The sequence below is a fragment of the Pseudomonas sp. 008 genome (assembly GCF_016861935.1).
Lineage (GTDB): Bacteria > Pseudomonadota > Gammaproteobacteria > Pseudomonadales > Pseudomonadaceae > Aquipseudomonas.
The window spans coordinates 852,706-872,815 of record NZ_BOMA01000001.1 but is presented as its reverse complement, the minus strand read 5'-3'; the positions used below and the strand labels follow the sequence as shown (position 1 = coordinate 872,815).

Genomic DNA, 20,110 nt, shown 5'->3' with positions numbered 1-20,110 from the left:
CCGCAGGCCCCGGTTGATGGGGCCTGCAACCTTCTATTAATGAGACTGATATCGGCTAATGCTACAAAGCATTTCAAGGCGCCGACCCTCGGGAGTTAAGTTTGCTTCACGGCCCAACCGGGCAAGCAAGCCAACTGAATCGAGGAATACCGCCATGAACTTCAATCTCTTCTCTGTTATCGCCGCTTCCGCTATTTCCGCCACTGTTGCACTGCCTGCCAGCGCCAACGTTGAAATCAGCGACAAAAAATCCCACACCCAAAGCTACACCCAGAAATACCTGCAACAGAGCGCCAACTTCTACGCCGCGCTGGATCACAAAAACCAACACTGAAATGTCAGCCCTGCACCCTTTATGCAGGAGCGAAGTCACTTGCCAATCGGCCCACAGGCGTCGAAAAGCCCCGAAGTGATGTCGCTCCTGCATAACGCATTTACGACAGCATCATATTGCTATCAATGTAGTGCTTGATATCACATGGCCATGTGTTTAAATTTGACGCTGATTTTTTGACTCCTTCCCTAAAAGGATCGACAGCATGGCGATGCGTCTGGCAGTGGTTCTCCTGTTTCTCTATTCCACCCCGATTCTGTCGGCTGCCCAGCCCGTTCCCAACGAGCCGGATGCGGCCCGTGAGCGCTTGATGAGTTTTATCGAGGACTGAAACACGCTGGGTTCAAGATCAATAAAACTGATAGCTACTATGCATAAAGGTCGCTAGTTATCTTCTGTTTTTTGATCGATTCTGTGGGCACTGAAACATGCCCACGGAGAACACCATGGCCAGCACCATCCTCACTTCTGCCAAACACGGCGCCTACCTGGCCATTGGTCTTTACGTGGCCATGGTGTTGGTCGTCAGCCTTTCGGCTCAATCGCAACACAGCCTTCAAGCACCGATTCAGATCGCTTATCCCGGCATCCAGTTCGAACACCGCGCCCAACACGCGGTGGTTGATGACGCCGACTTGGCGGGAGTGGCAGGGGCATGAAAGGACGCAGACTCTGGGTCATCGCCTTCCTGGCGTTCATGACCAACGGCGCTTCGTTGTTGGGGATCGGGCAGGGCTCGGCGGGGTCGGTGGCGCGGGCCATCGAATGCAACCACAACATCGCCCACAACATCCAGACCGCCAAAGCGCTGGAGTTGCTGGTGGGTAATCCGCCGAGCAAATCCAATGGCGAATTTTTCGGGCCATTCCAGGTGGATTGCTCGGCGTTGGGGATGTGTGAAGTGTTGGCCTGATTCCCTTACCTGCACACACCCACACCTGTAGCAGCTGCCGAAGGCTGCGTTCGGCTGCGAAGCAGTCGTAAAACCAGAGCTTGCGGTGCATCAGTCAGACCGCATCAGCCGAGTTTACGACTGCTACGCAGCCGAACGCAGCCTCGCACGCTCGGCAGCTGCTACAAAGGCTACTTCTGCATCACACCCGTGAACAATTCTGACTCGATGAAGCGCTGCAACCAGCCCTGCAATCGCACATAAGGCGTCTGCCCGAACCACTCGCGATCCACATGGGCGAATTGCCGCACGAACGGCATCAAGGCGACATCCGCCAGGCTCGGGTGCGCGGCCAGCAAGTAGGCGCGCCCCTCCAGCAACTGATCCAGCTTGCGCAAGAACACCTCGCCCTCGGCGCGATAAAACGTCATTGGCTGCTCGGGATAACGCTCGGCGTATTTGTAGCGATTGAGGTGCACCTTGAACACCTGATCGTTTTCTTCGATCAGCCTGGCGATGTATTGCTGCCCGACAGGGTCATCCTTGAGCAGCCAGTCCTGCGGATCGTTCTGCGCCAGCGCCCAGCGCATGATTTCCAGGCTTTCATCGATCACCCGGCCGTCCACGCTCAGCACCGGCACCGTGCCTTTGCTCGACAGCGCGAGCATTTCGGCCGGTTTGGCCTTGAGGCTGACCTCGACGATATTCACCGCAACCCCCGAATAACGCAGGGCCATGCGAGCGCGCATGGCGTAGGGGCAGCGGCGGAACGAATACAGCGTGATCATTTCACCTCCAGGGTACTCAGGCCGTTGCCCTGACGGTGGACCCGGATCTGCACCGGAATCCGTTCATGCATTTCCTGTACGTGGGAAATCACCGCGACCTTGCGTCCCTGCGCCTGCAGGCCGTCGAGGGCGTCCATGGCCAGTTGCAGGGATTCGGGGTCGAGGCTGCCGAAGCCTTCGTCGATGAACAGCGATTCGATTTTCAGCGTGCTCGATGCCATCGATGCCAAACCGAGCGCCAGCGCCAGCGACACCAGGAACGTCTCGCCGCCGGACAGCGAATGCACCGAGCGCAGTTCATCGCCCATCTCGGTGTCCATCACCAATAACCCGAGCATGCTGCCGCCCCGTTTCAGGCGATAGCGCCGCACCAGTTGCCGCAATTGGACGTTGGCGTGATGCACCAGCAGGTCGAGGTTGTAGGCCTGGGCGATTTTGCGGAAGGTGTCGCCGGTGGCCGAACCGATCAGCGCACTCAAGCGCGCCCAGCGCTGGTACTCGGCGTAGGCGTCGGCGATCTGCTGCGCCAGCGCCTGATTGGCGTTTTGTCGACGCTGATCTTCGGTTTGTTCGGCACGCAATTCGGCGCAGCGATGCTCGCTGGCGGTGAACAGGTTTTGCAGCTCGGCCAGTGCCATGGCCAGTTGTTCGGCGTCCAGGTTGCCGTTGTGCTGCGCCTGATGATCGCGCAAGCGCTGATCGCGCTCCTGCAACAGCACCTTGGCTTGCGCGATGTCTTGTTCGCTTTGCTGCAATCGTTGACGCAGCTCGCTGAGCTGTTGGTCGTTGACGCCGAGCAGCGCTTCCAGCCCGCCGTCGTCCAGTTCTGGATGCTGCGCGCGCCAGTCGGCGATCTTGCTGCTCAGCTCGCGGTCTTCGCTTTCCAGGGCTTGCGCACGTTCCTGTTGCGCCTTGAGTTCGGCGGCCAGTTGCACCAGCCCCGTGCGCACGCTTTGCAGTTCCTGATTGGCCGTCGCTTCGGCATTGCGTGCCTGCTCGACGGCCTGATCCAGTTGCTGCTGCCATTGTTCGGCGCTGGCGTGTTCGCCCAGCAGTTGCGTCAGTTTTTCCTGGCAAGCCTGTTGTTGCCCGGCCAGCGCGCTGAACTGCTGCTGCGCGGCGTCCAGTTGCTGGGTGCGGGTCTGCTGGCGGTCCTGTTCTTTGTCCAGCGTCTGCTGGCGTTGTTGCTGTTCAGCGAGTTCATCGCGCTGCTGTTCGAGTTGTTGCAGGCGCTGGGCGATCTGCTGGTCGAGCTGCATGAAAGTCGCGGCGGGTTCATTGCGCAGCGCTTCCAGCGTCTCGGCTGGCAGCAGGCTGCTGAACGCGCTCAGTTCTTCGTCCAGGCGTTGGCGATCGCTGCTCAACTCCCGTTGCTGGTTGAGCAGGTGTTGTGTCGCCTGTTGGTTCGCCGCTTCGGCGCTGCGCAGTTGTTGCGCCAGTCGCGCGGCATCCTGTTGCAGGGTGAGCAGGGCGGTTTGCCGCTGTTCGTCCTGGGTGATGCTCTGGTTCAACTGGTTGCTTTGTTGGATCAGCCAGGCATCGCGTTTGTTCGCGTCCTGGGCCAACAGTTGGGCGGACAACGGGTGCGCTTCCAGGCTCGGCGCCAGGCTCTGTTGTTGAGTGGCGAGTTGTTCTTGCTGCTGCAGCAATTCCTTTTGTTGAGCAATCAAGCCGCCAACTTCTGCGCGCAGCTCGGTGAGTTTTTCCTTGAGCAAGTCCACGGCTTTCTGGGCGTTGGCCTGTTCGCTTTCATCGTGGCGGCCGAGGCTTTGCAACAAGGCTTCGGGCTGATGATAAGGATGGTCCGGGCTGCCGCAAACCGGGCACGGCTGATCGTCCTGCAGTTGCGAACGCAGCTCTTCGACGCTGGCACTGCGTGCCAGGCGCTGACGTTCCAGCAGTTCGCGGGTGACGGTCAGGGTCTGTTCGGCAACGGTCAATTCGGCCTTGGTCTTCACCCCGTCCTGGGTCAGGCGATCACGCTCTTGCTGAGCCGCGAGCTGGCGCTGCTGAAGTTCGGCGCCGCGCTTGTCCAGTTCCTGTTGGCTGGCCCACAGCCGCGACAGTTCTTCAACGGCCCGCAGTTGCTTGCGGTTGTCCTGTAGCAGGCTGCCGAGGATCTGAATCTGCTCGGCCACGGCTTCGGGCTCGGCGCCGGCCTCTTTGTACAGCACCTCAAGGCTCTGGCGCTGGGTGGCCAGATCCTCGGCGGCGCGGGTGGCGCTTTGCTCCAGGGCAGCCAGTTCGGACTGGCCCTTGTTCAAGCGATTGCCGATCAGCATCAGTTGCTGCAGACGATCGCGGTAGGCATTCCAGGCATCGCTCAGCGGCGTCAGATGAGTGCTTTTCTCAAGCTCACCGGCAATTTGCTGCAACCGTTCTGCGACTTGTTTCTGCTGGTCAAGCAAGCCCTGAATCGTGCTTTGGCCCTGCGTGCAGGCCAGTTCCGTCTGCTGCTTGAGGTCGGCACTGAGTTTGGCGTCCTTGACCAGGCGGGCGAGGGTGCTTTGCTCTTCGAAGGCCTGACGCAGCAGTGGTGCGCTGTGGCTGTGTTGGCTTTGCGCCGCGGTCAGTGCCGTTTGCGCCGCACTCAGGCTGTGTTCGAGCTGAGCCTGACGCGCGTTCAGTTCAGTCTGCTGTTGAATATGCTGCTGAATCTGCGCCGCCAGCGGTGTGAGCTGGGCGGTCAATTCGGTCTTGCGCGCGAATTGGTGCCGTTGCGGGGCCAATTGCTCCAGACGGGTCAGCTTCAAGCGATCGCCGGCCAGGCTGTCCCAGTGTTGTTGAGCGGACTGCAGTTGCTCGGAGGCGCTCTGTTGCGCGTCCTGCAACTGACGCAAATCCTTGAGCCAGGTGTGTTGCAGCTCCAATTGCTTGAGCTGCGCCTGCTGGGTCTTGAGTTGCTGCTGCGCGTCATTGAAGCGCTCATCGAGCTCGGTCCGGGCTTCAGGCGACAGTGGCGTGACCCCAGTGGCCTGGTCCTGCAACAGCTTGTGGGCTTCGCGCGCTTCTTTGGTCTTGTCGAAGGCGCGGCGACCGAGGCGGGTGTAGAGCGCGGTGTCGGTGAGCTTTTCCAGCAGTTCGCTGCGGTCGTTGTCGTCCGCCTTGAGGAACGCACTGAACTCGCTCTGCGCCAACAACACGGCGCGGGTGAACTGTTCGAAGTTCAGGCCCAGTACGGACTCGATCTGACTCTTGAATTCAAGTTTCTGGCTGGCGAGCAGTTGATCCTGATCGATGTCGCGCAGGCTCTGGCGACTGGCTTGCAGCTTGCCAGCAGCCTTTTCCCTGGCGCGATTGGCTTCCCAGCGCGCGCGATAACGGCGGCCATCGATGCCAACAAAATCCACTTCGGCAAAGCCTTCACCGGTGCCGCGACGCAACAGCGTACGCGGATCGCCAGTGCTGATTTCACCATCGGCGTCCGGGGTTTTGGCGGAAGCTTGAGCGTTGTTCAGCCGCGGCACGGCGCCAAACAGCGCCAGGCACAGCGCATCGAGCAGGGTGCTTTTGCCGGCGCCGGTCGGCCCGGTAATCGCAAACAGGCCGGCACTGGCCAAGGGTTCGGCGGTGAAGTCGATTTCAAATGGCCCGGCCAGGGAGGCGAGGTTTTTCAGGCGGATCGCGAGGATTTTCATGGCTGTTCGCTCTCCATCTGCACGTCTTGCAGCAGCTCGGCGAAGTCCTTGAGCGTTTGCTCGTCGACCTCGCTGCCGTAGTTGTCCTGCCAGGCGCGGCTGAACAGTTCCTGCGGCGTCAGTTGGTCCAGTTCGATCAAGGTGGAGCCGTCCTCGACGCCGTCGCGGCTGCCGTTGCCGGCGTATTCGGCGGCAATCCGCACCAGCCGTACAGCTTTGCCTTGCAGGGCTGTTTCCACTTGATGGCGCAGGTCCGGTTGCGGTTCATCGAGGCGCACCCGCACTTCCAGCCACGGCTGGCGCTGGATGTCGGCGAGCAGGTCGATGTTGGGCAGGTCGGCCAGTTGCAGCAGGATTTCCGCCAGCGGCGCGGGGCCGAGGCGTTGCAGGTTCACTGGTCGGGGAATGAGCTTCGGTTCGACGCTGAGCAGGGTTTCGCCATCGAGTTTGATGTCGAGAATCTGATGTTGATAACCGATCTCGGAGAACGACAACGGAATCGGCGAGCCGCTGTAGCGGATGCGTTCTTCGCCGTTGACCTTCTGCGGCTTGTGCAAATGCCCGAGGGCGACATAGCTGATGCTCGGCCCGAACAGGCTGGCAGGCAGGGCTTCAGCGTTGCCGATGATCAGGCTGCGCTCGGAGTCCTCGGACACCGAACCGCCGGCCATGTGCGCATGGCTGATAGCGATCAGCGCCTGACCCGGTTTGCGCTTGGCGTTCGCCGCCTCGATCAGCCATTCGTGAACCTGGCCGATGCCGCGCAAATAGTTGTCACCCAGGTGCGCGCCGGTCACTTCGGCGGGGCGCAGGAACGGCAGCGCCAGGCACCAGGCAGCGATTGCGCCGCTGGCATCCGGCAACGGCAGCAACAGGCGTTCGGCATCCAGTTGGCCGTCATCCAGCCATAGCACGCGCCCGAGAGCGTGAGTGCGCAAGCGCCGCATCAACGGCGCGGGCAGTTCGATGCGCGAGCCGGAGTCGTGGTTGCCGGCGATCATCACGATGGTCAGCAAGGGTTGCTGCTCGTGGGCGCTGACGATGAAATCGTAGAGGCGTTCCTGGGCTTTGACCGGTGGGTTGACGGTATCGAAGATATCGCCGGCAATCAGCAGCACATCAGGCTGGTCCAGCTTCAGCTGACGCAGCAGCCAGTCGAGAAAACAGGCGTGCTCGAAATCGCGTTCCTGGCCGTGCAGATTCTGCCCAAGGTGCCAGTCGGAGGTGTGGAACAGACGCAAGGCGTACTCCGCAACAAAATAAGGTGATGGCCGCGGGGGAAATGATGGCGGCTAAAGAGGGGAGAGTTTACTGGCAAACACATGGGATGTGGTCAGGCACTGATTTTGTGGCGAGGGGGCTTGCCCCCGTTCGGCTGCGAAGCAGTCGTGAATCCAGGCGACTCGGTGGCACTGAAGAATTGTAAGGGGCGCTTCGCACCCCAACGGGGGCAAGCCCCCTCGCCACAACAGCCCCTTCATCCCATTGGTCGGGATTATTTAGGGTAAAGCGGCGGCAACCCGCTATCGCCGACCACGCCTTGAACCCCTTCGGCCGTCGGGATCGCCCGGATGGCGCGCCAGAGTTCTTCACCTTGCCAATACTGCCCGGTCTCGCTGTAGAGCGCGCCGTTCAGGCCGTCGAGGGCATCGGACAGCGGCACGAAACGGGCAGCCATGTCGGCCAGGGTTTCCGGTTGTTGCCGGGCCCAGGCGTCGAGGGCCTGGCGGGTGGCGTGGGTGTCGTTGGCCTGGCAGGCGCGTTTGAGGTCGTCGAGCAGCGTGCGTGGGCTCGGGCCGGTCTGCGCTGCCCGCAGGACTGCCGGTTGCGAGCGGGCGCGCCACCAGAGGCCGAAGCCCAGCAGGGTGGTGCAGGCCAGAATTGCCGTGCTGAGTTTCCACCACCAAAGGGCTTCGTTGCTGGCGCCGGACATCACCAGCGGGCTGCTCGCCGGGGTGTCGACGATCAGGCTCGGATTGCTCGCCACTTGCAGCGTGCGTGCGGGCAGGCTGGTGTGTTCCAGGTGATCCTCGAAGGTGTTCCACCAGACTACTTCAACGCTCGGCAAGTCGATGTCGCCGGTGCGGATCGGAACCAGGGCTTCACGGTCCTCGCGACTGCCGACCAAGCCACGCTCCCCGCTCTGGTTGCTCAGCACCGGTTGATCCGGGTAGCGCCGCAGGCCGTTGATCTCGGTGGCGGGCAGTGGTGGCAGTTGAGAACTGGCGAGGCCTTCGGCACTTAAGGTCAGGCTGCGGGTCAGCGAGTCGCCGACCTGCGCATGATCCGGTTCCGGGCTCCAGCTTTCACTCAGGCTCAGGCTGCGGGCCGGCAGCCAGGGAGTATCGGCTGGATAACTGCCGGGCTTGGCCTTGACCGTCAGCGGAATCTCGGTGGAACTGACGCGCATCAATTTGCCCGGTTTTGGCCCCTGGGGCGATCCGTCCTGGGACGGTTGGGCATCGACCAGTGTGGCACTGAACACCTGCGCCGGAATGGTCAGTACGCCGCTGTGTTGCGGGTAAATCGCGTAGCGCATTTCGATCACGCCGTGGCGCAAACCGTTGATGGCTTTCTCGTAGGTGCGCGACTCGCCCAGTTGTTCGATGCGCGCATCGGGAATCTGCAACGGGGTCAGGCTGCTGTCGTCGTACAGCGACACCGAATGGTAAATGCGCAAGGTCAGGATCGCCTGAGCCTGCACATAGACGCTGTTCTGGTCGAGGCTGGCTTCGATGAACACTGGTGCCAGCGTATTGCTGCTGTCCTGGGTTTCGCTTTCGATCACCTGCACGGTAATCGGTTGGCTCTGCGCCTCGCCCAGTTGCAGTGACGGAATTACCACACTGCCGTTCTGCCGGGGCAGCAGGGTGATGATCCAGCGGGTAGTCGCTTGAGTGTTGCCGTTGAGGGTGTTCAGTTGGTTGACCTGACGGGTGCCGCGCACCTCGAACTGCGGCTCCAGCGGAGTCAGGTCGGGTTTGCCGAACTGGGTCACGTCGCTGGATTCCAGAGTCAGTTCGACCGTCTCCCCGGAATTCAGGCGACTGCGATCGACACTGGCGACCAGCTCCGCAGCCTGGGCCTGAGCGGTCCAGAAAAGCAGTGCAAGCAAGAAGGCGGTGAAGCGGGTCATCGAGTTTTTCCCTGATCCTGATGTTGTTGCTGTTCGTACCAGAATTTGCGTCTGAGCAGTTCGCCGGGGTCATCCGGGATCTTGCGCAACCATTGCTCCAGCGCCTGTTGCTGTTCGCCTTCGAGCATGTCGCTGGCGGGGCGCCGTGGTGGCGTGGTGCTTTGTTCATCCCCCAATTCGCTGCCCGGAACTTCATTGGCGCCCGGTTGCGGTGGTGCCGCGGGCGGCTGCTCGGCGTCCGGCGTGGCCTGTTGGGCATCGGTTTTCGGCTCGCCATCGCTCGGCTGGGTGGCGCTGCCCGGTGGCGGTTCCTGAGGCATGGTTTCGGTTTCGCCCTCGGCGGTTTTGTCCGGCTCGACGGGCGGTGTAGCGGTTTTCTGCTTGAGCAGTGTTTCCACCAGAGCCTTGTTGGTCAGCGCCGGGCGCAGGTCTGGCTGAAGTTCCAGCGCTTGCTCATAAGCGTCCAGCGCCGCTTCCAATTCGCCGCTTTTGGCCAGCGCGTTACCCCGATTGTAGTGGGCGTGGGCGTCGTTGCCTTGGGCAAACCGCTGGGCGGCGCCACTGTAGTCGCCGGCTTCATAGAGCGCCACACCTTGCCATTGCGGGTCTTCGAAATGCTGCGCGGCTTCGGCAGGGCGCTTTTGTTTGAGCAAGTGCAAACCCTGCTGATCAGGCCGCAGCCACAGGTCTTCGAAATCGAAGGCGTAACTCGGTTGCGGCAGCAGGAACAGCAGCGGCAAGCAGAACAGCCAGCCGCGACGCCCGGCACAGGCGGCCAGCAACAACAATGGCAGCAGCAGCCAGTAACCCTGATCAGCCCAAGTGTCGAGGCGCAACGTTTGGCCGTCGTTGCGCAGGTCCCGTGGGCCGTCGAGCAGGCCGAGGTCGCGCAGGTCGGCATCGTCCAGGCGTGCCTGGGCGTAACCTCCACCCAGGCCATTGGCAAAGGCTTTCAGGCTGGGGCCGTCCAGATGCGGCACCAGAATCGCGCCCTGATCGTCCTTGAGGAAACTGCCGTCGTCCTGCGCGACCGGCGCACCTTCGGCGGTACCGATGCCGAGCATCAGAAATTGTGTGGACTTGGCGTCCAGCGCCTGACGAATCCCTTGGCGTTCGTGTTCCGTCAGCGACGAACCGATCAGCAGGATCCGCCCCTGGCCGAGGGCACCCCGATCCAACAGCGTCAGGGCCTTGGCCACCGCCAGGTCGGCGCGATGACCGGCCTGGGGCATCAGCGACGGCTTGAGTGCATCCAAAAGATTGCGGCTGGTCGACAGGTCGTCCGACAGTGGCACCAGCGTGTGGGCGCTGCCGGCGTAGACGACGATGGCGGTCTGCGCGTCGCTGCGGTTTTGCAGCAGATCCAGCAGTTTGCGCCGGGCCTGTTCCAGCCGGTTTGGCGCAACGTCGGTGGCGAGCATTTCCGGGGTCAACTCAAGCAACACCACCAGCGGGTCAGCGGGTTTCTGGCCGGTTTGCTCGACGCGTTGCCAGCTCGGCCCCAGCAGGGCCAGCACGGTCAGCACCCAGGCCAAGCCCAGGGCGACCCACGGCAGTTTGCTCTCGCGACCGCTGCCACCGCTGAGCAAGGCGGCATGGAAGGCCGGTGGCAGAATCATTTGCCAGCGACCCGCGCGCTTCTGTCGGTGCCAGAGTTGCCAGAGCAACCAGCCCAGCAGCGGCAGCAATAACAGCCACCAGGGGCGGAACCAGTACGGCCAGAGAGCAATCATCGGCGCCTCCGCAGACGCAGGCGTTTGAGGCGCTGACGCCAGTCTGGCAGTTGCGTATGCAGAAACCGCTCTTTGGTAAACAGCTGCTTGGTTAACAGCCGTTGCAACGGGTTATCCGGCCAGCGCTCACGGATCACCAGCAGCATGCTCAACAGTAGCGCCATCGCCAGAGGCCAGTGATACAACGCCTGGGCCGGACGGGCCTGCGTAGGTTGCTGGGCTACCGGTTCCAGTTTGTCGAGGGTGGTCTTGATCGCCTGCAATTCCTGGCCGTCGCGGGCGCGGAAATACTGGCCTCCGGTGGCTTGGGCAATGGCTTTCAAGGCCGGCTCGTCGAGGTCCAGGCTCGGGTTGATGCCCAGGAAGCCCAGGGTGCCGCTTTGTTCCGGGTCGGCGCCAATGCCGATCGGGTAGATTTTTACGCCTTCATTCGCCGCCAGGCGTGCGGCGGTCAGCGGATCGATTTCGCCGCCATTGTTGGCACCGTCGGTGACCAGAATCAGCACGCGGCTTTGTGCCGGGCGTTGGCGCAGGCGTTTGAGGGCCAGGCCGATGGCGTCGCCGATGGCGGTGTTCTTGCCGGCAATACCGATTCGCGCTTCGTCGAGCCACACCCGCACGGTGTGGCGGTCGAAGGTCAGCGGCGCTTGCAGATAGGCCTGGCTGCCGAACAGGATCAACCCGACCCGGTCGCCATCGCGACTTTCGAGAAAATCACCGAGCAAATGCTGCACCAGTGACAGTCGGCTGACGTCTTCGTCCTGCCACTGCATGTCGGGGAAGTCCATTGAGCCGGAGACGTCCACCGCCACCAGCAAATCGCGGCCACTGGCGGCAATCGGTAGCGGTTCGCCGAGCCATTGCGGGCGCGCTGCGGCGATCAGCAGCAACAGCCACATCAGAATGAACGGGGCTTGCTGGCGCCAGGTCGGCAGGTTGGCCCGGGCGCGGCGGCGAGCGAGGCCTTCGAGGTCGCTGAGGAAGCTGACCTTGAGCGCCGGTTCGCCACTGTCGGCCACCGGTAACAGCACCCGCATCAGCCACGGTAGCGGCAGCAGGGCGAAAATCCACGGCCAGGCGAACTCAAACATGTTTGCGAATCCAGGTGTCGACGGCTTGGGTCAGGCCGGCGATGGCTTTGTCGTCGAGTTTGCATTCGGGCTTGTAGGCACCTTCCACCAGCACCATCCAGCGCGTGAGGCCGGCAGCCGGGCAGCGGTTATCAAGGAATGCCAGCCATTGGCGCCCGTTGAGGGTGTGGCTCTGGCTGTAGGGGTAATGGTTGCGGCACAGGCGTTTGAGCAAGCCGTTGAGTTGCTGCAGCCACGCACCGGCCGGGGCGCCGTCGTAGGGTTTGGGCATCAGTGCGAGTTCGGCCAGGGCGGCGAGGCGCACCGGGTCCAGCGGTTGTTCAGCGCGCACGACAGGGCGCTTGTCCGGAATGAAGCGTCGCAACTGCCATACGCCGAAACCGATCAGCGGCAGCAACAACAGCAGCAACCACCAGCCCGGTGCCGGCGGCCAGAAGCCGATCGGTGGCGGGGAAATCAGCGGTTGCAGTTGATCGAGGCTGCTCATCGACCTTTCCCCGGACGTTGTGGGTTCAGGTATTCACGCAATTGCTCGACCATTTCGCTTTGGGTGCTCAACGGCATCAGCAACACCCGCAGCTTCTGCGCCAGCAGTTCCCAGCGGGCGATGCGTGCTTCCGCTTGGGCGCGATAGGCCTGGCGCAGGTCGAAATTCAAGGTGTCGAGTTCCAGTTGCGCGCCGTGTTCGGCAAAACGAAGCAGGCCGGCGGCGGGCAGGGCGTGATCCAGCGGGTCGGACACCGGCAGCAGCAACAGGTCGCAATGGCGCGACAACAGGCTCAGTTGCTGCTCGGCACTGTCGGACAAGGCGCGTTCGTCGCAGATCACAATCACCAGGCTGCCGGGGCGCAGCACTTCCCGGGCGCGGCGCAGGGCTATGCCGAAGGCGTCGCGGTCAGGTTCGCGCTCGGCGTGCAGCGATTGATTGACCCGCACCAGCCGGTTGAGCAGTTGCAGCAGGCTCTGCTTACTGCGTCGCGGCTTGATTTCGTAATGCTCGTTGTCGCCGAACACCAGCCCGCCGACCCGGTCGTTATGCCCCAGCGCGGCCCAGCCAATCAGGCTCGCGGCCTGGGCGGCCAGCACCGACTTGAACATCAACCCGGAGCCGAAAAACAGCCGACGGCTCTGTTCAACCATGATGAAAATCGGTCGTTCGCGCTCCTCATGGAACAGCTTGGTGTGCGGTTCCTGGGTCCGGGCGGTGACGCGCCAGTCGATGCTGCGCACATCATCGCCGGCCTGATAGACCCGCACCTGATCGAAGTCCACCCCGCGCCCGCGCAGTTTGGAGTGGTGCAGGCCGATCAGCGGGCTGCGCTGGCTCGGCGTGGAAAACAGCTGCACTTCGCGCACGCGATGGCGCATCTCGATCAGCTCGGCGAGGCTGATGCGGATGCCCGGCTCGGGCGGCAGAAGGGTGTTCATCGGGGTCAAGCGACGGCTACGACGTCGAGAATCCGCTGGACCACCCGGTCCTGGTCGATGCCAGCGGCTTCGGCTTCAAAGGAAAGAATGATGCGGTGACGCAACACATCGAACAGCACCGCTTGAATGTCTTCGGGGCTGACGAAGTCGCGACCGGCCAGCCAGGCGTGGGCCCGGGCGCAACGGTCGAGGGCGATGGAACCGCGTGGACTGGCGCCGTAGGCGATCCATTCGGCCATTTCCGGGTCGAACTTGGCCGGGATCCGCGTGGCCATGACCAGTTGCACCAGGTATTCCTCCACGGCGTCGGCCATGTACAACCCGAGGATTTCCTTGCGCGCGGCGAAGATCGCCTGCTGGCTGACCCGGCGTTCAGGTTTGGTTTCGCCGTGCAGTGCTTCGCCACGGGCCTGTTGCAGAATCCGACGTTCGACGGTGGCGTCGGGGAAGCCGATTTTCACGTGCATCAGGAACCGGTCGAGCTGCGCTTCGGGCAACGGGTAGGTGCCTTCCTGCTCGATGGGGTTTTGCGTGGCCATGACCAGAAACAGCGGCGACAGCTCGTAGGTGCTGCGCCCGACGCTGACCTGGCGTTCGCCCATGGCTTCGAGCAGGGCCGACTGGACCTTGGCCGGGGCACGGTTGATTTCGTCCGCCAGCACCAGGTTATGGAAAATCGGGCCTTGCTGGAACACGAAGCTGCCGGTTTCCGGGCGATAGATTTCCGTGCCGGTGATGTCGGCCGGCAGCAGGTCGGGGGTGAACTGGATGCGATGGAACTGTGCTTCGATGCCTTCGGCGAGTTCTTTGATGGCCTTGGTCTTGGCCAGCCCCGGGGCGCCCTCGACCAGCATGTGACCGTCGGCGAGCAAGGCGATGAGCAAGCGCTCAATGAGTTTTTCCTGGCCGAGAATCTGCGTTGAAAGAAAGGTTCGCAGCGCGAGCAGCGCTTCACGATGTTCCATCGATGACTGTTCCTGGAAAGGGTGACCGAAGACGTTCGAATAACGCCAGGGCTGGGGGCGTTACTTTAATCCATCGCGGGGGGCGCCGACTAACGGCATTTTGTAGAAATGTGCGGATTAACGCTCGTTCCCACGCTCTGCGTGGGAATGCAGAGCGTGGGAACGATCACCTCAAAACCGGTAGGAGCGAGCGGTGCGGCGATCCGACTTGCCCGCGAGGGCGCCCATTCAGCCACCATCAGATTTCGCTGATGTAAGTACCAATCCCCTCGAGAATGTTCTGCAGCGTCTCTTCCACCTCGGCCAGATCGCTGGCATCGGTACTGTGCAGGATTTCCAGCGAATCATTGCCACCCAGCGCATCGGCGTCCACGGCGGCGATTTCGATCAGCAGACGGTCAGGGCTGAGGGTGACTTTCACGCCATCCAGGGCCGAAGGCTTGTCGTGGAAGATTATCTCCAGCTCGTCCTCGTCCGGGAAGCGGCTCATCAGGAACATTTCGCCCTCGGCGCTGGTGCAACAGAGCATGGCCAGATTGTCTTCTTCGTCGTCGCACGGGTTGACGATCAAGAGGTCGGTTGTCATTTGCATGGGAAAAATCCTGGCTCGGCGAGCGTTGTGAACACAACAAACGGCAATTCTGCCAGCCCTCGGGAATTTCTGCTTGGCTGAGTGTCAGAGGATGTGTCGTGAACATCCGATGCATCTCGAGTCATTTCTGGTACGAAGGTGCCGTAAATCCGGGCATAAAACGCCCATTTTTCTGCACGGCTGCTAGTGTTGTTCGAGGCGCATGCCACGAGTTACGTGCCGATGACCGAATATGTCGCAGCGCTGCAAGCACGGCCCTTGCCGCACTGGTTAAGCTGCGCAACGGATGAGCACCCGTAAAGGCATTGTCGATGGCTCAATGGTAGCCCCGACAGTCGTTTTTGCAGATGCCCATTCAATGGAAGGTGAATGTGACCTGAGTGTCTCGTCCAGCTTCACCCAACTGTCGTCCTGTTTCCTCTGCCCGAGAATCAGGAACAGGGTGACGGAATACCCCGAAAGGGGTTTGCACGCGACGCTTCCATCAATAACAAGCCCAAGCGGAGTACCACAGATGGCGTTCTTCACCGCAGCCAGCAAAGCCGACTTCCAGCACCAACTGCAAGCGGCACTGGCGCAGCACATCAGTGAACAGGCACTGCCACAAGTGGCGCTGTTCGCCGAACAATTTTTCGGCATCATTTCCCTCGACGAGCTGACCCAACGTCGGTTGTCCGATCTCGCCGGTTGCACCCTTTCTGCATGGCGCCTGCTTGAGCGCTTTGATCACGCTCAATCGCAAGTGCGTGTCTACAACCCCGATTACGAACGCCACGGCTGGCAGTCGACCCACACCGCGGTCGAAGTGCTGCACCACGATCTGCCATTCCTGGTGGATTCGGTGCGTACGGAGCTGAACCGTCGCGGCTACAGCATTCATACCCTGCAAACCACTGTGCTGAGCGTGCGTCGCGGCAGCAAGGGTGAGCTACTGGAAATCCTGCCGAAAGGCACCCAGGGTGAAGGCATTCTGCAAGAATCGCTGATGTACCTGGAAATCGACCGTTGCGCCAACACGGCCGAATTGAATGTCCTGACCAAAGAGCTGGAGCAGGTTCTCGGTGAAGTCCGCGTTGCGGTCGCCGATTTCGAACCGATGAAAGCCAAGGTCCAGGAGCTGATCGAAGGCATCGACAATAGCCAGTTCGCCATCGACGCCGAAGAAAAATCCGAAATCAAGAGCTTCCTGGAATGGCTGGTGGGCAACCACTTCACCTTCCTGGGCTACGAAGAGTTCGTGGTGGGCGAGGATCAGAACGGCGGCCACATCGACTATGACCAGAGCTCGTTCCTCGGCCTGACCAAGCTGCTGCGCGCCGGTCTGACCGTCGATGACCTGCGCATCGAAGACTACGCCGTCAACTATCTGCGTGAACCGACGCCGCTGTCGTTCGCCAAGGCGGCACACCCAAGCCGTGTGCACCGTCCGGCCTACCCGGACTACGTGTCGATCCGCCAGATCGATGCCAACGGCAAGGTCATCAAGGAATGCCGCTTCATGGGCCTGTACACCTCGTCGGTGTATGGCGAAAGCGTGCGGGTCATTCCATACATCCGTCGCAAGGTCGAGATCATCGAGCAGCGTTCGGGCTTCCAGGCCAAGGCTCACTTGGGCAAGGAACTGGCCCAGGTGCTTGAAGTGTTGCCTCGCGATGACCTGTTCCAGACGCCGGTGGACGAGTTGTTCGCCACCGTGATGTCGATCGTGCAGATCCAGGAACGCAACAAGATCCGCGTATTCCTGCGCAAAGACCCGTACGGTCGTTTCTGCTACTGCCTGGCCTATGTGCCGCGTGACATCTACTCCACCGAAGTGCGCCAGAAGATCCAGCAAGTGCTGATGGATCGTCTGAAAGCCTCTGACTGCGAGTTCTGGACCTTCTTCTCCGAATCCGTGCTGGCCCGTGTGCAGCTGATTCTGCGGGTCGACCCGAAGAACCGTCTGGACATCGACCCGGTTCTGCTGGAAAAAGAAGTGGTGCAGGCCTGCCGCAGCTGGCAGGACGACTACGCCAGCCTGGTGGTCGAGAGCTTCGGCGAAGCCCAGGGCACCAACGTGCTGGCCGACTTCCCGAAAGGCTTCCCGGCCGGTTACCGCGAGCGTTTCGCCGCCCACTCGGCTGTGGTCGACATGCAGCACCTGCTGAGCCTGAGCGAAAAGAATCCGCTGGTGATGAGCTTCTATCAGCCACTGGGTCAGGTATCGGGCCAACGTGAGCTGCACTGCAAGCTGTATCACGCCGACACGCCGCTGGCGTTGTCCGATGTACTGCCGATCCTGGAAAACCTCGGCCTGCGCGTACTGGGGGAATTCCCGTATCGCCTGCGCCACAACAGCGGCCGTGAGTTCTGGATTCACGACTTCGCGTTCACGGCTGCCGAAGGCCTGGAACTCGACATCCAGCAACTCAACGACACTTTGCAGGACGCCTTCGTCCACATCGTGCGTGGCGATGCCGAGAACGATGCCTTCAACCGTCTGGTACTGACCGCCGGCCTGCCATGGCGCGACGTGGCGCTGCTGCGTGCCTATGCCCGTTACATGAAGCAGATCCGTCTGGGCTTCGACCTGGGTTACATCGCCAGCACCCTGAATAACCACACCGACATCGCTCGCGAGTTGACCCGGTTGTTCAAGACCCGTTTCTACCTGGCGCGCAAACTGGCCAGTGACGACCTGGAAGACAAGCAACAGCGCCTGGAACACGCGATTCTGAGTGCACTGGACGACGTTCAGGTGCTCAACGAAGACCGCATCCTGCGTCGTTACCTGGACCTGATCAAAGCGACCCTGCGGACCAACTTCTACCAGACCGATGCACACGGTCAGAACAAGTCCTACTTCAGCTTCAAGTTCAACCCGCACCAGATTCCAGAGCTGCCGAAGCCGGTTCCGAAGTTCGAAATCTTCGTTTACTCGCCGCGCGTCGAAGGCGTGCACCTGCGCTTCGGCAACGTGGCTCGCGGCGGTCTGCGCTGGTCCGACCGTGAAGAAGACTTCCGCACCGAAGTCCTGGGCCTGGTAAAAGCCCAGCAAGTGAAGAACTCGGTCATCGTGCCGGTGGGTGCGAAGGGCGGCTTCCTGCCGCGTCGCCTGCCACTGGGCGGCAGCCGTGACGAGATCGCGGCCGAGGGCATCGCCTGCTACCGCATCTTCATCTCGGGCCTGTTGGACATCACCGACAACCTGAAAGACGGCGCGCTGGTACCGCCGGCCAACGTCGTGCGTCATGACGACGATGACCCGTACCTGGTGGTGGCGGCGGACAAGGGCACTGCGACCTTCTCCGACATCGCCAACGGCATCGCCATCGACTACGGCTTCTGGCTCGGCGACGCGTTCGCATCTGGCGGTTCCGCCGGTTACGACCACAAGAAAATGGGCATCACCGCCAAGGGCGCGTGGGTCGGCGTTCAACGCCACTTCCGCGAGCGCGGCATCAATGTTCAGGAAGACAGCATCACCGTGGTGGGCGTCGGCGACATGGCCGGTGACGTGTTCGGTAACGGCTTGCTGATGTCCGACAAGCTGCAACTGGTTGCAGCGTTCAACCACCTGCACATCTTCATCGACCCGAATCCGGAGCCTGCCAGCAGCTTCGCCGAGCGTCAGCGCCTGTTCGACCTGCCACGTTCGGCGTGGTCGGATTACGACACCAGCATCATGTCCGAAGGCGGCGGTATCTTCTCCCGTAGCGCGAAGAGCATTGCCATCTCCGAGCAGATGAAAGAGCGCTTCGACATTCAGGCCGACAAGCTGACCCCGACCGAACTGCTCAATGCCTTGCTCAAGGCTCCGGTGGACCTGTTGTGGAACGGCGGTATCGGCACGTACGTCAAAGCCAGCAGCGAAAGCCACGCCGATGTCGGCGACAAGGCCAACGATGCACTGCGCGTGAACGGTAACGAACTGCGCTGCAAGGTTGTGGGCGAGGGCGGTAACCTGGGCATGACCCAACTGGGTCGCGTCGAGTTCGGCCTCAATGGCGGCGGTTCCAACACCGACTTCATTGACAACGCCGGTGGCGTGGACTGCTCCGACCACGAAGTGAACATCAAGATCCTGCTGAACGAAGTGGTTCAGGCCGGCGACATGACCGACAAGCAACGTAACCAGTTGCTGGCGAGCATGACCGACGAAGTCGGTGGTCTGGTGTTGGGCAACAACTACAAGCAGACCCAGGCACTGTCGCTGGCGGCCCGTCGCGCGTTGCCACGGATCGCTGAATACAAGCGCCTGATGAACGATCTGGAAGCCCGTGGCAAGCTGGATCGCGCCATCGAGTTCCTGCCGTCGGAAGACGCGATCAACGAGCGCGTCGCGGCAGGCCATGGCCTGACCCGTGCCGAGCTGTCGGTGCTGATCTCCTACAGCAAGATCGACCTCAAGGAGCAGTTGCTGGGCTCCCTGGTGCCGGACGACGACTACCTGACCCGCGACATGGAAACCGCTTTCCCGCCGACGCTGGTCAGCAAGTTCTCTGCCGCCATGCGCCGTCACCGCCTGAAGCGCGAAATCGTCAGCACCCAGATCGCCAACGATCTGGTCAACCACATGGGCATCACCTTCGTTCAACGGCTCAAAGAGTCGACCGGCATGAGCCCGGCGAACGTGGCCGGTGCATATGTGATCGTGCGTGACATTTTCCACCTCCCGCACTGGTTCCGTCAGATCGAGTCCCTGGACTACCTGGTCTCCGCTGATGTGCAACTGGAGCTGATGGACGAGCTGATGCGTCTGGGCCGTCGCGCTACGCGCTGGTTCCTGCGTGCCCGCCGCAACGAGCAGAACGCCGCCCGTGACGTCGCGCATTTCGGTCCGCACCTGAAGGAGTTGGGCCTCAAGCTTGACGAACTGCTCAGTGGCGAGATTCGCGAAACCTGGCAGGCCCGCTATCAGGCGTACGTCGAAGCCGGTGTGCCGGAGTTGCTGGCACGCATGGTGGCTGGCACCACGCACCTGTACACCCTGCTGCCGATCATCGAAGCCTCCGACGTGACCGGCCAGGACCCAGCAGATGTGGCCAAGGCCTACTTCGCCGTGGGCAGTGCGCTGGACATCACCTGGTACCTGCAACAGATCAGCGCCCTGCCGGTTGAAAACAACTGGCAAGCCCTGGCCCGTGAAGCGTTCCGCGATGACGTCGACTGGCAACAACGTGCGATCACCATCTCGGTCCTGCAACAGGGCGACGGCACCCAGGACGTGGAAACACGCCTGGAGCTGTGGATGGAGCAGAACGAAGGCATGATCGAACGCTGGCGCGCGATGCTGGTGGAAATCCGTGCCGCCAGCGGCACGGATTACGCCATGTACGCAGTGGCCAACCGTGAATTGCTGGATGTGGCGTTGAGTGGTCAAGCGGTAATACCTGCCGCTGTAACTACTAGTACTGCGGGCGCCGAGCTGGAACCGGCTGCCTGATTGAGCGTTGAATGAAAAAGCCCCGCTCTCGAAAGAGGCGGGGCTTTTTTATGCCTGAAGGTTTTGTGGTGGCTGATGGCCTCAGCTA

At 61.7% G+C, this 20,110-nt stretch carries 15 protein-coding genes; 5 read left to right on the top strand and 10 right to left on the bottom strand.

Features of this window, described 5'->3' with window-relative positions; translation table 11 throughout:
• The first annotated feature begins 154 nt into the window (after positions 1-154).
• The 4 genes from JUI81_RS03770 to JUI81_RS03760 all read left to right on the top strand — a co-directional run bounded on the left by JUI81_RS03770 (position 155) and on the right by JUI81_RS03760 (position 1,247).
• The gene (locus JUI81_RS03770; RefSeq protein WP_018926171.1) at positions 155-334 is read left to right on the top strand and encodes a hypothetical protein; all 180 of its coding nucleotides are present in this window, start codon (positions 155-157) and stop codon (positions 332-334) included.
• Between the two features lie 205 nt (positions 335-539).
• Positions 540-665: a hypothetical protein gene (locus JUI81_RS31985; RefSeq protein WP_007901166.1), complete on the top strand. Its 126-nt coding sequence runs from the start codon at positions 540-542 to the stop codon at positions 663-665.
• A gap of 115 nt (positions 666-780) precedes the next feature.
• Entirely contained in the window at positions 781-993 is a 213-nt protein-coding gene (locus JUI81_RS03765) for a hypothetical protein (protein ID WP_019579305.1), read from the top strand.
• Positions 990-1,247: a hypothetical protein gene (locus JUI81_RS03760; protein ID WP_018926169.1), complete on the top strand. Its 258-nt coding sequence runs from the start codon at positions 990-992 to the stop codon at positions 1,245-1,247. Before JUI81_RS03765 ends, JUI81_RS03760 begins: the two co-directional genes overlap by 4 nt.
• Before the next feature lie 170 nt (positions 1,248-1,417).
• On the opposite strand, the gene JUI81_RS03755 is transcribed toward JUI81_RS03760, so the two are convergent.
• From JUI81_RS03755 to JUI81_RS03710, 10 genes are all read right to left on the bottom strand, one after another.
• The gene (locus JUI81_RS03755; protein ID WP_204123759.1) at positions 1,418-2,014 is read right to left on the bottom strand and encodes a glutathione S-transferase; all 597 of its coding nucleotides are present in this window, start codon (positions 2,012-2,014) and stop codon (positions 1,418-1,420) included.
• Complete coding sequence (locus JUI81_RS03750) at positions 2,011-5,652, bottom strand: AAA family ATPase (RefSeq protein ID WP_204123758.1); 3,642 nt, start codon at positions 5,650-5,652, stop codon at positions 2,011-2,013. Before JUI81_RS03750 ends, JUI81_RS03755 begins: the two co-directional genes overlap by 4 nt.
• Complete coding sequence (locus JUI81_RS03745) at positions 5,649-6,893, bottom strand: exonuclease SbcCD subunit D C-terminal domain-containing protein (protein ID WP_096480105.1); 1,245 nt, start codon at positions 6,891-6,893, stop codon at positions 5,649-5,651. The genes JUI81_RS03750 and JUI81_RS03745 overlap by 4 nt, the downstream gene beginning before the upstream one ends.
• A gap of 254 nt (positions 6,894-7,147) precedes the next feature.
• On the bottom strand, positions 7,148-8,788 hold the full coding sequence (locus tag JUI81_RS03740; RefSeq protein ID WP_204123757.1) for a BatD family protein: 1,641 nt from the start codon (positions 8,786-8,788) through the stop codon (positions 7,148-7,150).
• A complete protein-coding gene (locus JUI81_RS03735; RefSeq protein ID WP_019579300.1) occupies positions 8,785-10,521 on the bottom strand; it encodes a VWA domain-containing protein in 1,737 nt (578 codons plus the stop codon). Before JUI81_RS03735 ends, JUI81_RS03740 begins: the two co-directional genes overlap by 4 nt.
• The gene (locus JUI81_RS03730; RefSeq protein WP_028940466.1) at positions 10,518-11,612 is read right to left on the bottom strand and encodes a VWA domain-containing protein; all 1,095 of its coding nucleotides are present in this window, start codon (positions 11,610-11,612) and stop codon (positions 10,518-10,520) included. Before JUI81_RS03730 ends, JUI81_RS03735 begins: the two co-directional genes overlap by 4 nt.
• The gene (locus JUI81_RS03725) at positions 11,605-12,099 is read right to left on the bottom strand and encodes a DUF4381 domain-containing protein (RefSeq protein ID WP_019579298.1); all 495 of its coding nucleotides are present in this window, start codon (positions 12,097-12,099) and stop codon (positions 11,605-11,607) included. The genes JUI81_RS03730 and JUI81_RS03725 overlap by 8 nt, the downstream gene beginning before the upstream one ends.
• On the bottom strand, positions 12,096-13,040 hold the full coding sequence (locus tag JUI81_RS03720) for a DUF58 domain-containing protein (RefSeq protein WP_019650033.1): 945 nt from the start codon (positions 13,038-13,040) through the stop codon (positions 12,096-12,098). The genes JUI81_RS03725 and JUI81_RS03720 overlap by 4 nt, the downstream gene beginning before the upstream one ends.
• A 5-nt stretch (positions 13,041-13,045) precedes the next feature.
• Positions 13,046-14,005 (bottom strand): MoxR family ATPase, encoded by a 960-nt coding sequence (locus tag JUI81_RS03715; protein WP_007941298.1) that lies wholly within the window; start codon positions 14,003-14,005, stop codon positions 13,046-13,048.
• Between the two features lie 238 nt (positions 14,006-14,243).
• Positions 14,244-14,597, bottom strand: coding sequence for a hypothetical protein (locus JUI81_RS03710; protein ID WP_019579296.1), 354 nt, complete (start codon positions 14,595-14,597; stop codon positions 14,244-14,246).
• A 514-nt stretch (positions 14,598-15,111) separates the two neighbouring features.
• Between JUI81_RS03710 and JUI81_RS03705 the strand changes: the two genes are divergently transcribed.
• Complete coding sequence (locus tag JUI81_RS03705; RefSeq protein WP_019579295.1) at positions 15,112-20,022, top strand: NAD-glutamate dehydrogenase; 4,911 nt, start codon at positions 15,112-15,114, stop codon at positions 20,020-20,022.
• Positions 20,023-20,110: the final 88 nt, after the last annotated feature.

Coding starts and splice junctions, on each gene's coding strand:
- JUI81_RS03735 (WP_019579300.1), bottom strand. CDS start 10,521: ATGATTGCTCTCTGGCCGTACTGGTTCCGCCCCTGGTGGCTGTTATTG.
- JUI81_RS03730 (WP_028940466.1), bottom strand. CDS start 11,612: ATGTTTGAGTTCGCCTGGCCGTGGATTTTCGCCCTGCTGCCGCTACCG.
- JUI81_RS03760 (WP_018926169.1), top strand. CDS start 990: ATGAAAGGACGCAGACTCTGGGTCATCGCCTTCCTGGCGTTCATGACC.
- JUI81_RS03720 (WP_019650033.1), bottom strand. CDS start 13,040: ATGAACACCCTTCTGCCGCCCGAGCCGGGCATCCGCATCAGCCTCGCC.
- JUI81_RS03715 (WP_007941298.1), bottom strand. CDS start 14,005: ATGGAACATCGTGAAGCGCTGCTCGCGCTGCGAACCTTTCTTTCAACG.
- JUI81_RS31985 (WP_007901166.1), top strand. CDS start 540: ATGGCGATGCGTCTGGCAGTGGTTCTCCTGTTTCTCTATTCCACCCCG.
- JUI81_RS03710 (WP_019579296.1), bottom strand. CDS start 14,597: ATGCAAATGACAACCGACCTCTTGATCGTCAACCCGTGCGACGACGAA.
- JUI81_RS03740 (WP_204123757.1), bottom strand. CDS start 8,788: ATGACCCGCTTCACCGCCTTCTTGCTTGCACTGCTTTTCTGGACCGCT.
- JUI81_RS03755 (WP_204123759.1), bottom strand. CDS start 2,014: ATGATCACGCTGTATTCGTTCCGCCGCTGCCCCTACGCCATGCGCGCT.
- JUI81_RS03725 (WP_019579298.1), bottom strand. CDS start 12,099: ATGAGCAGCCTCGATCAACTGCAACCGCTGATTTCCCCGCCACCGATC.
- JUI81_RS03705 (WP_019579295.1), top strand. CDS start 15,112: ATGGCGTTCTTCACCGCAGCCAGCAAAGCCGACTTCCAGCACCAACTG.
- JUI81_RS03750 (WP_204123758.1), bottom strand. CDS start 5,652: ATGAAAATCCTCGCGATCCGCCTGAAAAACCTCGCCTCCCTGGCCGGG.
- JUI81_RS03765 (WP_019579305.1), top strand. CDS start 781: ATGGCCAGCACCATCCTCACTTCTGCCAAACACGGCGCCTACCTGGCC.
- JUI81_RS03770 (WP_018926171.1), top strand. CDS start 155: ATGAACTTCAATCTCTTCTCTGTTATCGCCGCTTCCGCTATTTCCGCC.